We start from the raw sequence: 11,566 nt of genomic DNA on the forward strand, positions 1-11,566 counted from the left end.
CCATGAAGAAGCCCGGCCTGCTCCGCGAAGCCATCGCCGTCTTCCTTCCCGAAACCGCCCGCGATCCGGACAGGCTCGCCATGTGGGTGGAACGCGGCAACATTCGAGCCACCGGCAACCGGCAGCACGGCTTTTCGTGGGAATATGAACTGATCGTCGTGGCCGAGAACTTCACGGGCGATCCCGCCATGCTGTTCTTCGTCATCGTCGAGTGGGCCCGCTATCACCAGCCAGACCTGCTGGCGGGCGATGCCCCGCCGATCCCGTTCGAAACGAACATTATCGACGACAAGACAGCCGACGTCCGCATCACGCTGTCCCTGACCGAGATCGTCACCGTGACCATGGTGGGCGGTGCGCCCGTGCTGACTGTCCTCGACGAAACCGTGCCGATGCTGCCGGACGATACGCCATTGCGCGCCGAAGAAGGCCCGCTCACCTCGATCTGGGCTCATGACAATGATGCGCCGTTTCAGGTCTCCCCGTAATGGCTGAAGGATTTGCCCAGCTAGAGGCGTTCCTTGTCCGCGAACTGGAAAAGCTGTCGCCCGCCCGGCGCCGCCGCATCGCCCGCAAGATCGGCATGGAACTGCGCAAGTCGAATGCGAAGCGCATTGCCGACAATATCCAGCCCGATGGATCGGCCATGCAGCCGCGCAAGAAGCGGGACCTGAAGGCTGGGAAAGACGGCATCAAGAAAGGTCGCATGTTCCGCAAACTGCGCCTCGCCCGCTCGTTCAAGATCAACGCCACACGGGGCGGTGTCTCAGTCGGTTTCGAAGGCATCGTCGCCCACACCGCCCGCGCGCACCAATACGGACTGACCGATTTCGTGGGCCGAACCGAGAACGGAAAGACCGTCCGCACCAAGTATCCCGAGCGTGTCCTGCTCGGCTTCACCCCCGAAGATCTCGATCACATTGCTGAGATCGTCTTCGACATGATCGACGAATAGGAGCCAGGAATGTTCAAGCGCCTTTTTAACCGCTCCGCTGCGAAGCCTGCCCCGAAGGCGGTAGTTCTCGGCTCCCCGCCGCGAGCCACATCGGTCGTTGCCCGCCATACTCGGCCGACCGTGGCAGTCCACTCGCCGCGCGTTGCGATGCCCGTTGGCAAGCCGATCCCCGCGCCGTCATCCCCCTATTCGGACGCATCGCCGGTCTATCAGGACGTGGCGCCCATGCTGGTAAGCGTGATGGACAGCATCGCCGGATCCGCATTCGATGCCTCCCCCTCGTTCGATGCGCCCTCTTGCGACTATTCCAGCGGCGGCAGCGACTTCTGCGGGGGTGGCAGTGATTTCGGCGGCGGCGGCGCCGATGGTGGTTGGTAGCTCCAAGAACACACAAGCCGGGTAACAAAAAACCCCGCCGCCCTATTCGGACGGCGGGGTTTTCTATGTCTCCCGTTATCTGGCGATTACGGCGAAGGTTTGGAGGATTGGCTCGCTGCCAGTTTTTCTACCGCGTCGATCAGCGCATCAAGCTGCACAGCCTGCTCCGCAGCGATCAATCGCTCTTGGGGCGTGAGGCAGAGGCCAGCGGCGCCAGCCAATCGTAGGTCGGCCGCACCATCAATTCCGCCGGGGGCAGAGAGTAGGCCGGGCACTGTGACATTTCCGGTCGTACTGCCAGCGGCGTTTCCGGTTTGGGCGTCCCCGAGCAGGCGCTGATAGCGAGCGCGCACATCGGCAAGGCGCTGCGCATAATCCTTCGAAGCGGCATCGTTGATCTCCTGCTGACGCGCCTTTTCGCGCGCAATCCGTTCGGCATCGAGCCGGGCCGCTTCCGCCTGGGCAGCGCGGTAATCGTCCTTGGTCTTTTGGTGGGCGGCGACAGCGGCCGTGGTGGCTGCGTTGGCCGCATCCCGTTCGGCGATGGCATCCTGTTTGCCGCTCCAGAGCCACCACAGGATGAAAGCGGCGGCGACATAGGACAGCAGGCCAGAATGCGCCTTGATCACATCCAACACCCACGACAGCGCCTTCTTGGCCACGGCGGCGACGGCCAGCGCTTCCATCACGCCTTCCCGTAGAGCGCGGCTTCATCTGCCCGGCGCTTGCGCAGACCTTCCAGCACCTTACCATCGTTGAAGATCCACTTGGCGAACTGCGCCTGGGCATCCGTGAATTTGCCAGCCTTGTGCAGCTTGCCGAGGGTGGAAGTGGCGATGGCCCCGGTGTTGTAGTGGAACGATACCAGAGCATCGAACTGGTTGGCCGTGGTCGGGGTACTGCCGATGAATCGCGCGACCTCGTTCACATAGCGGACGATTTCCCGATCGAAGCGGGCATCGCACTGCGCTCGCGTCCATACGGTGCCGGGGCCGATATCCGGCCCGGTGGAACCCCAGCCAATCGTCCAGGGCTTACCATCGGCGCTACCGGGATCCGGATAGGAATCGAAGCGGCCGTCGGCACGCTTCTTCGCGCAGCCTTCCCACTTGTGGATCAGGGCCTTGCCCCTGGGGCCAAGGGTGCGTGCGTCAGTCATGGCGCCTTTCCTTTCGGTGCGTGAGGTAGTCGAGAACATGGGAGACCAGCGGGCGTGCCTTTGGGTCGAGCGCGGTCATGCGCAGGTGCAGCCGCAGCACCCGCCAGTATCCGAAGCCGGACGCGGCGATGGACACGATGGCCACGATGGCGAGATGGTCCGTCACGGCGTGGCATCCTTGGCCGCGCCTTCATCCATACCCACGCGCCTTCGAACGATGGTCTGGAGCGCGTCGAGGAAGAAGGCGAAGCCGAGCGCGCCCAGCACCATGGACAGCAGCACCACGCCCTCCATCGGCCAGTCGCGCAGGCGCCCGATGACGACTGACAGGGTGGCGAAGGCCGGAAGGGCGGACAGTTCGGAGAACACGAGCCAGCGGCGCTTGCGCTGCCACAGCCCGAACGCCACCGGATCCGAAGGCGGTTCGGGCGCGACCCCGAACAGCATCCACCCAAGCCGCGCGCCGCACAGGGCCAGCCCGCCGAACAGAGACATCAGCCAAAGCAGGAGATCGTCCAGCTTCATCGATCAGCTTCCGATCTGCGGGTTGGCGGCCTTGATGGCGGCGCGCACGGTAGCGCGGGTGGCGGCATCGATCGTGGGCAGGATCGCGAAAGTGGAGAACAGGCAGTTCGCCTTCCCCGATCCGCCGTTGCCGCCATAGAGCATGTCCATGGTCACCTGATTGACCAGCGCGCCCGGCGTCGCCGAAAAGCCCGCGACCGTGGCGATGGCCACGCCGTCCATCAGCAGGGTGGCGTTGTCATTCAGGTAGTCCACCGCGATTTCAAGGATGCCCCACTTGCGGTTGGCCATCGCCACCGGCGCGGCTTCGGTCAGTGTCCAGCTGGTCCCGCCGCCCAAGCGCCGGATCACAGCATAGTAGGTCGAACCATCGGCGGTGATGCCCAGCTGGAGGAAGTCCTTGGCGTTGCCGGTGCGCAGGGCAAACATCGTGCGGTTGGCGCCCATCGCGGTCTTGGGCTTCACGGCCAGCATGATCGTGCATTCGTTGGTCAGCGCCAGCGCGCCGGGCAGCGCGCCGGTCAGCACCGAGGCGGCCTGCCCGTTGATCGTCATGTCGATGATCGGCCGCTGCGACACGGTTGCCGCGCCGGGCTGGTTGGCTTCCGTCGCCTGATCCAGCCTTAGTGCATAGGGCGCCAGGCTGTACATGTTCTTCATGTAGACGCTGCCCGCCGCGCGCGGATTGCACAGCCACGGATCGACGAAGGCATAGCAGCTGGCCAGCGCATCCCCGGCAGCGGCGGCGGCATCGACCGCCATCTGCATCTGCGCGGACATGTCCATGTTGGTGGCATCGCCGCGCCAGCCCGCGTCCAGCGCCAGGCGCACGCCCGTCTTGAGCGAGGCCTTGTAATTGGCGATTTCCCAGCGGGTAAGGCCGACCTTTTCCAAGGCGCCCGCCACGGGCATCTGGCGGTTGCGGATGATCTTGGACAGGACGCTCATGCAAGGAGGCTCCGGACGGTATGGAAGGAGAGGAAGAAGGCGTGGTGCATGCCGGCGTTGCCGTTGCTGAACAGGCCGCGGGCTTCCTTGAAGTCGAGGATGCGATCGTCGAGCTGGCCCAGATCGCTGTACCCGGTGTTGCGGGCGAGATCGGAGTTCGTGTCGTTGCGGTTGAGCACGTCGCGGTACGCCACGTCGGACGGCCGGTAGAGCGGCCCATTGTTCAGCCATGAGCCCTGCGCTCCCAACCGGTAGCTGATCGAGAGGGTGAGGTTGTAGCGAAGCTCGGACGTGGTTTCGTCCACGCGCGGCGCCTGGTTGTTGGACACGATCACGCGCGGCACGCCGTCGCCGCCGTCGAAGGTCAGGATCGCTCCGGCCGCCACGATATCCGGCAGCGATGGCTCGGGGTAATGGTCAAGCATCTGCGTGCCTTCGGCGTTGTAGATGATCGTGTAGCGCAAGCCGTCCGCATAGCGGGAATTGACCATGAGCCGCCCGGCATCCTCGGGAAGCTGGCAGATCGACTGTTCGGACGTGGGGATGCCCGCCAGCGCGGCATCGGCAGAAGGCATCGTGAACGAGCGCTTCCACGTGCCGTGCGGCGTCTCGCTGGTGTCGGCGCGGTCCAGCGTGGCAAGGCTCAGGCCCTGATTGCCGCGAATGGGATAGAACAGCCGCCCTTCGCGCGTGGCGATGCCGTGCGCCGGGCAGAACAGGTTGTCCTGCCCCAGCGTCAGCATCTGCTTGGCGTTCTCTCCACTGATCGGCAGGGCCAGCGGAGTATCCGCCTGCCCCTTCCACGTCAGCAGGTTGTCATCGCTGTAGATGCCCACGATCTGCTGCGGGATGCGGCGGCCCGCCATTAGCCACCACACGTCCGCCACCGGGTCATAGACCGGCGCCGGATCGGCGAAGCCATAGCCAAGGGCCGAAACCTCGTCCGCTTCGCGCAGCAGTTCGAACTGCGGGTTCGTGGCCGAAAGGGTTTCCAGCATCGTCAGGAAGCTGACGGCAGGATCGGTGCGGATCGTCTGTTCGATCCAGCGGACCTGTTCGAAAGTCAGCACGCGGGCGATCACGCGGCGGGTAGCAGCATCGCTGCTGGCGCCCACGCGGCCTTCGCCCACGAACAGCACCTTGTCCTTGCCCACCGCGAAGGCAGGGATGCGCACATAGCTGGTGGTGCCCCGGATGGAGGCGGGCCACTGCGCATTGGACGAGAACAGGATCGGGAACTCGCGCGAGCGGTAGAGCAGGCCCTCGATCATGTCGTTGTAGCGGCGCTGGTCTTGTGTGGTGCCGTCCGGCAGCTTGACCTTGCGGTGCACGTCCTCGCCGTTCGGCCCCACCAGCATGCCCAGCGCGTCTTCGCAGAAGAACCGGGGGCTACCGTCCGGCAGGGCGGCATATGCGCTGTCGTTCAGCCGGTTATCGACGGCCGCAAACTTGGTGACGATGCCGTCCAGTTCGGCCGTCAGATTGCGGTTGCCCACCAGCACAATTTCGCCCTTGGCGTTCACCGCCAGATGGACTTCGCCCAGTGGCCCTTCGATCAGGGACTGGAGCGCGGAATCGAAGGTGGCCGCCGCATCGAGCTGGCGCGATCCGAACACGGTCGCGAGCGGTGCTTTCACCATCGCGCCGTCCTTCACGAACGGGACGAGTTCGGTGCCGGTTACGGTGTCGGCATTGGGAAGCAGGGAAATCTTGGTCATCGTATCGCTCTTTCAGACGCCGATCGTGCGGATCCACACGGTGATCGTGCGGTTGTCGGCATTCCAAAGGCGGATGCCGGTGGGCGGGTCGCCGACGATGCCGGTGATGCCGGTGTTGTCCTGGACGTCGGTGATGCCGCCCGCCGTGCTGACGGCGAGCGATGGATTGACCCATTCGGTGTGGGCCACCGGCAGATTGAAGGTGACGTAAGTGTCCTGGGGGATATCGACTTTCCCCCAAGTCACCTTCTTGCCCGAGGCGTAGACCTCATAGCCGCCGTTCTCGATCAGGCTTCTTTCGACGATCCGGTCATATGCGGAGCCGTGGAAGCCATCGAGAAGATCGGCATCGAGACCCGAGGCAGCACCATCGACCGTCAGCAGCTTCGCGAGCACGTCGTCGGCGGTGTAGGCAGCGGCATCGAGCGGCGTGAAGCCCAGCCAATCGAGCAGCGATGCCTTGGCGACGGCGGCGGTAAGCGCGCGCAGTTCGTCCAGCCCGGCCCGACCCTCGGCCAGCGTGGCCAGCTCCACCACGCCGCGCATGTCTTCAGTCGCTGGCGGGTTCGTGAACAGGGCGTTCCCGTATTCGATGTTTGCCGCCACATCGCTGCCGAACGAGATATCGAAAGCCAGCAGGGCGAAGGCCAGCGCCGCCTTGCTCAGGATCACGTCGGCGCCGGTATAGATCGCAAAGAGCACGCCGTCCGACATGAACAGGCCAAGGCCGGTGGCGGACCACACATCGGCGGAATAGTCGTAGGCGGAAAGGTGCGTGATGTTCGCTGCGGCGGCGAGGCCGGATGTCACATCGATCCGCTTGAATTCGCCCGGCAGCACGGTGAGCGTTGGGGCATAGTCGAACGGGGTAGCGGTGAGGCCAAGGTGGGACAGGACCACCTTGTCGGAACCGGCGGCGCCCTGCACGGCGGCAAGGCCCGCGTCAGTCAGCTTGAGGGCAAGCGAGGCCATCAATGGGTCTCCAGATAATCGAGCCCGTCCTCGGTCAGAACGGGCTCACCGATTTCGGTTTGAAGGATGAGGGACCAGTCGCGGCTTGCATCGTACTGCGCCTGGTAATCGGCGCGGTGCATCGCACCCGCGAAGCCGCCAGCGGCCATGAACAGCGTGGCCTGCGCTTCCAGTGACTGGACGAAATCGAAGTGGGAGCGCAGCGGCTTGGCGGCAGCCACGTCGCGGATGATCGCGTTGGTGGTCTCCACGGTCAGGAAATCCGCGCCGATCTCCAGCACCGGGGCACGGACCTGAAAGCGGTGCGGGGCGAGCTTGGGCGTGATCTGACTGCCCTCGGCCACGGTCAGAGACGGGTGGAAGCGCGCCAGGACTTCTTCCACCGCCGCGCGGGTGCCCTTCTTCTTGTGGAACTTCACGGCCCCGGCCACGGCAGCGCGCTTTTCGGCAACCGTCCACGTCGTGTCCCAATGGCTGATGGCCAGTTCCCACCCAAGGAACGGCAGCACATCGGCCTGACAGGCAAACGGGTTCTTGAGCGGCGGGATGTTCGACCAGTCGATGCGGGCCAGCATCGCGTCTTCCAACGCGCGCTCGGCCGCCGTGGCGTTGGGCGGCAGAAGGGTGGTCACAGTTCGGTGCCCCCGATGGTCACATCGATCGAGACGGGGTTGCCAAGCTGCGAGGTGGAGATCGCGATATCGCCCGCCGGGGAATCCAGTTCCACGCGCTGGACGGTGCTGCCGACGAAAAGCGCAGCGATATGGGCCGAGCGCGACACGTCACGCCCCAGCTTGCGGGCGGTGGCGAGGTAGGCGTCGAGTTGGGTCTTTGCCGTTTCGAGGATCAGGTCCTGGTCGGGACCGGCGAAGGGGTAGATGCGAGCCTTGATCGCATAGTCGATCAGTTCGGGCGCCTGCACCGTCACATTGTCGGTCAGCGGGCGCACATCGCCCTGCAGCACGGTATCGACCGCCGTCAGAACCTCGGCCGAGGGCACGCCGGTGCCGGTGCTGGAAAGCACGGTCACAGTCACGTCGCCGGGCCAGTCGGCCTCGTCCAGCGCCGTGGTCATGGCCGCCACAAGGGCGGCATCGGCATCGTGAGCGGCAAGGATGGACAGGACCAGCGCCGTGATATCGGCAGGCTTGGGCGAGACGGCGGTTGCGTCCGCAACGTCGGCATGGGCCGAACGGGCATGGAACACATAGGCCAGTTCGGGACCGGCAACGGAAAACTGGTGGGGAGCGAGCTGAATGCGCTGGCGATAGACCGTGTCGGTTTCCATGACTGCAGCGGTCGTGTCCGTCGCCGGGGTTACGACCAGGCGCGGGCAATCCATGTTCGCGCCGATCTGATCGAGGTTGGCCCCGGTGGCATAGGCCAGCAGCAATTGCAGGCAGGCATCGTTCACTGCTTGGGCCAGGACCTGTTCGTCCCAGCAATCCGCCTCGATCACCTTTACGGCGGGGTCGCTTTCCACCAGCGCCGTGAATTCGGTGTGCAGGCTGACAAGGCGCGCCAGCTTGGCGGCCTTGCGCTCCGCGTAGGAGGGCTGGGGAACCAGCACCGGCGCAGCCAGCGTCGAAATATCGAGGGCGGGGGAGGAAGCGATTGAACCAACCATTCCCCAGCTATCGGCAGGCCCCGGCCTTATCGCTACCCGCGTGCGTTGTAGGCGGCAGGGGCCACAACCCTAAGGTGTAGCTTGGTTTTTTGGGTCCGCCATTGTGGCCCCATGAGAACGCCCGAAGACGCTCCCACCGATCCCGACGCACTGGCGCGATATGCCGTCATCGCATCCGTGGACCATGCCGCCGCGCGCTGCACGGTCACTCTGGATGACGATGTGGAATCGCCCCCGCTGCCATGGGCGGCCCCACGCATGGGGGAAACGCGCGTCTGGCTTCCCCCCAGCGTGGGAGAACAGGTCCTCGTGATCTGCCCGGCCGGGGAGATCGGCGCCGGGATCGTGGTGGGCGCTGTACCGTCAGACGCAAACCCGGCGCCGATAGACGAACCCGTGGCCCTGATCCGCTTCAAGGACGGGGCAGTGATTTCCTATGATCCCGACGCTTCCGAACTGCTGATCCAGCTTCCCTCCGGCGCAACCACCGTCCTCGCCTCCGATGGCGGGGTGGACATCGTGGGAGACGTCAATGTCACCGGCAAGATCACGGCCAGCGATGACGTTGTTGGAGGCTCGATCAGCCTGAAGAGCCACAAGCACCTCGGCGTTACGGCAGGCACCGCGCAGTCGGGGGGCCCTGCGCCATGACTTCGCTCACCGGCATGAGCACCTCGGGCAAGCCCCTGTCGGGCGATGACCACCTTGTGCAGTCCATCACGGATATCGTCACCACGCCCATCGGTAGCCGCGTGATGTTGCGAGACTACGGGTGCCTGCTGTTCGATTTGATCGACCGGCCAGCGAACCGCGCGGACCTGCTGCTCGCGGCAATGGCGGTAACGCTGGCCATTACCCGGTGGGAACCTCGCATCGCCGTCACTCAGGTGACATTCGAGGGCGATCTCGCCGCCGGGCAAGCCGTCATGAACGTCACCGGCAACCGCACCGACGTGGCGGGCAACGTTCTGACCCGCCTGACCATCCCCCTTTCCCAATAGGAGCCGCCACCATGCACGGCATCAAGACGAACATCCTGCTCACCGGCACCCGCACCATCGCCACGCTCGCCAGCGGCGTGCTGGGCCTGATCGCCACGGCCGACGATGCGGACGCAGCCCTGTTCCCCCTCAACAAACCTGCGCTGATCACGGACCTGCGCAGCGCTCTTGCCAAAACCGGCACCACGGGCACGCTCGGCCCGGCGCTGGAAGCGATCTACGATCAGGTCAGCCCCATCGTGATCGTGGTCCGCGTGGCCGAGGGAGACGACGAGGAAGAGCAGGATGCCGCCGTGATCGGCCAGGCAGGCCTTTACACCGGCATCTACGCCCTGCTCGCGGCTGAGGCGCAGACCGGCTATCGCCCCCGCGTGCTGGGCGCGCCCGGCCTCGATAGCCAGGCCGTCACCACTGCCTTCGCCACGGTAGCCCAGAAGCTGCGCGGCCGCGTTTTCGCCGCTGGCATCGGGGACACGATTGCCCAGGTGAAGACGTACCGAGAGAATTTCGCGGCCCGCGAACTCTCGCTTATCTGGCCCAACTGGTCGAACGACTTCGCAGGCGATGCCGTGGCCCGCGCAATGGGCCTGCGCGCCCAGATCGATGAAACCACGGGCTGGCACAAGTCGCTCAGCAACGTCGCGGTCAATGGCGTGACCGGCATTTCGAAAGACCTGTTCTTCGACATTCAGGACGAAACGACCGACGTTGCCGCTCTGAACGATTCGGACATTGTCACCATGATCCGCTCGCCCTCGGGCGGGTTCGTCTACTGGGGTAATCACACCTGCTCGGACGAACCGCTCTTCGCGTTCGAACCGGCCGTGCGCACGTCGCAGATGCTGCAGGACGAGATTGCCACCGGGCTGGTCTGGGCGATGGACAAGCCGCTGACCGTGGCGCTGATCAAGGATATCCTTGAATCGATCAACGCCAAGTTCCGCAGCCTCGTGGTGCAGGGCCGTCTCATCGGCGGCAAAGCATGGTTCGATGGGGAACTGAACCCCACCGAAGACCTCGCCGCAGGCAAGCTGGTGATCGACTACGACTTCACCCCGGCCGCGCCGCTGGAAGGCCTGACCCTGAACCAGCGCATCACCGACAAGTATTACGCCGACCTCGCCGCCCAGCTGGCCGCTTGATCGCCGCGCACTGACACCGCACACACAGGAGAACCGCGATGGGCTTCCCCTCGAAACTCGTAGACATGAATTGCTATGGCGATGGCGATAGCTGGAAGGGCGAAGTGCCCGAACTGACTATCCCGAAGCTGGCCCTCAAGACTGAAGAATACCGGGGCGGCGGCATGCTCGGCGCCGTGATCATCGACCAGGGCATCGACAAGATCGAATTCGAATTCAAGGCGGGCGGCATGTTCCTGTCGCCGCTGCAGCAGTTCGGCGCCACCACGGTGGATGCAGCCCAGCTTCGTTTCGTCGGCGGCTATCGCAATCAGGGCACCGGAGTGGTCGACTATGTCGAAGTGGTCGCGCGCGGCCGATACACTGAGGTGGACTTCGGCAGCCAGAAGGTGGGAGACGATACCGAGACCACCTACAAGATGGCCTGCGCCTACTACAAGCTGGTGCGCAACAACACCGTGATCCTCGAAATCGACCTGCTGGCCGGCATCTTCGTCGTGTTCGGCGTGGACCGCTACGCCGAGATCCGCGCGATCATCGGCACCTGATCCAATCCGGGCCGCACCTCTCCCAACACGCGGCCCAACTTCCCCCCCTTCCGGCGAATTCTGGCGGGCGCGCCGGAAGGGGGTTCCATCTGCCCGCCGCTGATCAAGGAATGCCGCCATGGCCGATGCCGAAATCCCGACCGCAACCACCCAGCCCCAGACTGTAACGATCACGCTATCGAGCCCGATTATGCGCGGCGATGCCGCAATCTCGCAGGTTACCATTCGCAAGCCCAAGGCTGGCGAACTGCGCAATCTCAAGGTCGAAGAACTGTTCAACACGGATGTCAACACGCTCTTCGTCGTGTTGCCGCGCATCACCATGCCGACCCTCATGGAAAGCGATATCGCCGGTCTCGACACCGAAGACCTGTTGGAATTCGCAGGCGCAGTGAAAGGTTTTTTTATGCCCCCCGCGATGAAGGCCGCGATGGTCAAAGCACTTGGGGGCTGATCGAGGAGCAGATCGCCAACGTTGCGGCCGTGTTCCACTGGCCGCTCTCCGAGTTCGCGACGATGGACCTTGAAGAATTGGACATGTGGTCGCGCCTCGCTGTGGACCGCTGGAACACGATGAATCGGGTGGAATAGGC

At 64.6% G+C, this 11,566-nt stretch carries 18 protein-coding genes; 9 read left to right on the top strand and 9 right to left on the bottom strand.

What is annotated here, in order from left to right; genetic code table 11:
* Nucleotides 1-2: 2 nt before the first annotated feature.
* From ACLIMP_RS04200 to ACLIMP_RS04210, 3 genes are read left to right on the top strand one after another with little or no spacing between them, the layout of a single operon-like run.
* The gene (locus ACLIMP_RS04200; RefSeq protein WP_443478057.1) at nucleotides 3-488 is read left to right on the top strand and encodes a phage tail protein; all 486 of its coding nucleotides are present in this window, start codon (nucleotides 3-5) and stop codon (nucleotides 486-488) included.
* Complete coding sequence (locus ACLIMP_RS04205; protein ID WP_443478058.1) at nucleotides 488-955, top strand: phage virion morphogenesis protein; 468 nt, start codon at nucleotides 488-490, stop codon at nucleotides 953-955. The genes ACLIMP_RS04200 and ACLIMP_RS04205 overlap by 1 nt, the downstream gene beginning before the upstream one ends.
* Before the next feature lie 9 nt (nucleotides 956-964).
* Nucleotides 965-1,333 carry a hypothetical protein gene (locus ACLIMP_RS04210; protein ID WP_443478059.1) on the top strand — a complete coding sequence of 123 codons (369 nt, stop codon included), beginning with the start codon at nucleotides 965-967 and terminating at the stop codon, nucleotides 1,331-1,333.
* A gap of 86 nt (nucleotides 1,334-1,419) precedes the next feature.
* Here ACLIMP_RS04210 and ACLIMP_RS04215 read toward each other — a convergent pair whose 3' ends face one another.
* The 9 genes from ACLIMP_RS04215 to ACLIMP_RS04255 are packed head-to-tail and all read right to left on the bottom strand — an operon-like array spanning nucleotide 1,420 to nucleotide 8,282.
* Nucleotides 1,420-2,019, bottom strand: a complete 600-nt coding sequence (locus tag ACLIMP_RS04215; RefSeq protein WP_185998221.1) for a hypothetical protein — start codon at nucleotides 2,017-2,019, stop codon at nucleotides 1,420-1,422.
* Nucleotides 2,019-2,492, bottom strand: a complete 474-nt coding sequence (locus ACLIMP_RS04220; protein WP_443478060.1) for a lysozyme — start codon at nucleotides 2,490-2,492, stop codon at nucleotides 2,019-2,021. The genes ACLIMP_RS04215 and ACLIMP_RS04220 overlap by 1 nt, the downstream gene beginning before the upstream one ends.
* A complete protein-coding gene (locus tag ACLIMP_RS04225; protein ID WP_443478061.1) occupies nucleotides 2,485-2,658 on the bottom strand; it encodes a hypothetical protein in 174 nt (57 codons plus the stop codon). Before ACLIMP_RS04225 ends, ACLIMP_RS04220 begins: the two co-directional genes overlap by 8 nt.
* Nucleotides 2,655-3,017 (bottom strand): hypothetical protein, encoded by a 363-nt coding sequence (locus ACLIMP_RS04230; protein ID WP_443478062.1) that lies wholly within the window; start codon nucleotides 3,015-3,017, stop codon nucleotides 2,655-2,657. Before ACLIMP_RS04230 ends, ACLIMP_RS04225 begins: the two co-directional genes overlap by 4 nt.
* Before the next feature lie 3 nt (nucleotides 3,018-3,020).
* Complete coding sequence (locus tag ACLIMP_RS04235) at nucleotides 3,021-3,965, bottom strand: hypothetical protein (RefSeq protein ID WP_443478170.1); 945 nt, start codon at nucleotides 3,963-3,965, stop codon at nucleotides 3,021-3,023.
* Nucleotides 3,962-5,683, bottom strand: coding sequence for a sialidase family protein (locus tag ACLIMP_RS04240; RefSeq protein ID WP_443478063.1), 1,722 nt, complete (start codon nucleotides 5,681-5,683; stop codon nucleotides 3,962-3,964). The genes ACLIMP_RS04235 and ACLIMP_RS04240 overlap by 4 nt, the downstream gene beginning before the upstream one ends.
* A 12-nt stretch (nucleotides 5,684-5,695) precedes the next feature.
* Nucleotides 5,696-6,655, bottom strand: a complete 960-nt coding sequence (locus ACLIMP_RS04245) for a hypothetical protein (RefSeq protein ID WP_185998215.1) — start codon at nucleotides 6,653-6,655, stop codon at nucleotides 5,696-5,698.
* Complete coding sequence (locus tag ACLIMP_RS04250) at nucleotides 6,655-7,287, bottom strand: phage tail protein I (RefSeq protein WP_185998214.1); 633 nt, start codon at nucleotides 7,285-7,287, stop codon at nucleotides 6,655-6,657. The genes ACLIMP_RS04245 and ACLIMP_RS04250 overlap by 1 nt, the downstream gene beginning before the upstream one ends.
* Nucleotides 7,284-8,282, bottom strand: a complete 999-nt coding sequence (locus tag ACLIMP_RS04255) for a baseplate assembly protein (RefSeq protein WP_185998213.1) — start codon at nucleotides 8,280-8,282, stop codon at nucleotides 7,284-7,286. Before ACLIMP_RS04255 ends, ACLIMP_RS04250 begins: the two co-directional genes overlap by 4 nt.
* A 111-nt stretch (nucleotides 8,283-8,393) precedes the next feature.
* Here ACLIMP_RS04255 and ACLIMP_RS04260 point away from each other — a divergent pair, with 111 nt between their 5' ends.
* From ACLIMP_RS04260 to ACLIMP_RS04285, 6 genes are all read left to right on the top strand, one after another.
* Nucleotides 8,394-8,933 carry a phage baseplate assembly protein V gene (locus ACLIMP_RS04260; protein WP_185998212.1) on the top strand — a complete coding sequence of 180 codons (540 nt, stop codon included), beginning with the start codon at nucleotides 8,394-8,396 and terminating at the stop codon, nucleotides 8,931-8,933.
* The gene (locus ACLIMP_RS04265; RefSeq protein ID WP_443478064.1) at nucleotides 8,930-9,283 is read left to right on the top strand and encodes a GPW/gp25 family protein; all 354 of its coding nucleotides are present in this window, start codon (nucleotides 8,930-8,932) and stop codon (nucleotides 9,281-9,283) included. Before ACLIMP_RS04260 ends, ACLIMP_RS04265 begins: the two co-directional genes overlap by 4 nt.
* Nucleotides 9,284-9,294: 11 nt before the next feature.
* Complete coding sequence (locus tag ACLIMP_RS04270; protein WP_185998210.1) at nucleotides 9,295-10,425, top strand: phage tail sheath subtilisin-like domain-containing protein; 1,131 nt, start codon at nucleotides 9,295-9,297, stop codon at nucleotides 10,423-10,425.
* Nucleotides 10,426-10,463: 38 nt separating this feature from the next.
* On the top strand, nucleotides 10,464-10,973 hold the full coding sequence (locus ACLIMP_RS04275) for a phage major tail tube protein (protein WP_185998209.1): 510 nt from the start codon (nucleotides 10,464-10,466) through the stop codon (nucleotides 10,971-10,973).
* 118 nt (nucleotides 10,974-11,091) lie between these two features.
* Entirely contained in the window at nucleotides 11,092-11,427 is a 336-nt protein-coding gene (locus ACLIMP_RS04280) for a phage tail assembly protein (protein WP_185998208.1), read from the top strand.
* An 11-nt stretch (nucleotides 11,428-11,438) separates the two neighbouring features.
* The gene (locus tag ACLIMP_RS04285; protein ID WP_185998889.1) at nucleotides 11,439-11,564 is read left to right on the top strand and encodes a GpE family phage tail protein; all 126 of its coding nucleotides are present in this window, start codon (nucleotides 11,439-11,441) and stop codon (nucleotides 11,562-11,564) included.
* Nucleotides 11,565-11,566: the final 2 nt, after the last annotated feature.

Source organism: Novosphingobium aeonii (assembly GCF_052279045.1).
GTDB lineage: Bacteria > Pseudomonadota > Alphaproteobacteria > Sphingomonadales > Sphingomonadaceae > Novosphingobium.

Coding starts and splice junctions, on each gene's coding strand:
- ACLIMP_RS04255 (WP_185998213.1), bottom strand. CDS start 8,282: ATGGTTGGTTCAATCGCTTCCTCCCCCGCCCTCGATATTTCGACGCTG.
- ACLIMP_RS04245 (WP_185998215.1), bottom strand. CDS start 6,655: ATGGCCTCGCTTGCCCTCAAGCTGACTGACGCGGGCCTTGCCGCCGTG.
- ACLIMP_RS04215 (WP_185998221.1), bottom strand. CDS start 2,019: ATGGAAGCGCTGGCCGTCGCCGCCGTGGCCAAGAAGGCGCTGTCGTGG.
- ACLIMP_RS04205 (WP_443478058.1), top strand. CDS start 488: ATGGCTGAAGGATTTGCCCAGCTAGAGGCGTTCCTTGTCCGCGAACTG.
- ACLIMP_RS04220 (WP_443478060.1), bottom strand. CDS start 2,492: ATGACTGACGCACGCACCCTTGGCCCCAGGGGCAAGGCCCTGATCCAC.
- ACLIMP_RS04200 (WP_443478057.1), top strand. CDS start 3: ATGAAGAAGCCCGGCCTGCTCCGCGAAGCCATCGCCGTCTTCCTTCCC.
- ACLIMP_RS04265 (WP_443478064.1), top strand. CDS start 8,930: ATGACTTCGCTCACCGGCATGAGCACCTCGGGCAAGCCCCTGTCGGGC.
- ACLIMP_RS04270 (WP_185998210.1), top strand. CDS start 9,295: ATGCACGGCATCAAGACGAACATCCTGCTCACCGGCACCCGCACCATC.
- ACLIMP_RS04235 (WP_443478170.1), bottom strand. CDS start 3,965: ATGAGCGTCCTGTCCAAGATCATCCGCAACCGCCAGATGCCCGTGGCG.
- ACLIMP_RS04275 (WP_185998209.1), top strand. CDS start 10,464: ATGGGCTTCCCCTCGAAACTCGTAGACATGAATTGCTATGGCGATGGC.
- ACLIMP_RS04210 (WP_443478059.1), top strand. CDS start 965: ATGTTCAAGCGCCTTTTTAACCGCTCCGCTGCGAAGCCTGCCCCGAAG.
- ACLIMP_RS04280 (WP_185998208.1), top strand. CDS start 11,092: ATGGCCGATGCCGAAATCCCGACCGCAACCACCCAGCCCCAGACTGTA.
- ACLIMP_RS04230 (WP_443478062.1), bottom strand. CDS start 3,017: ATGAAGCTGGACGATCTCCTGCTTTGGCTGATGTCTCTGTTCGGCGGG.
- ACLIMP_RS04240 (WP_443478063.1), bottom strand. CDS start 5,683: ATGACCAAGATTTCCCTGCTTCCCAATGCCGACACCGTAACCGGCACC.
- ACLIMP_RS04260 (WP_185998212.1), top strand. CDS start 8,394: ATGAGAACGCCCGAAGACGCTCCCACCGATCCCGACGCACTGGCGCGA.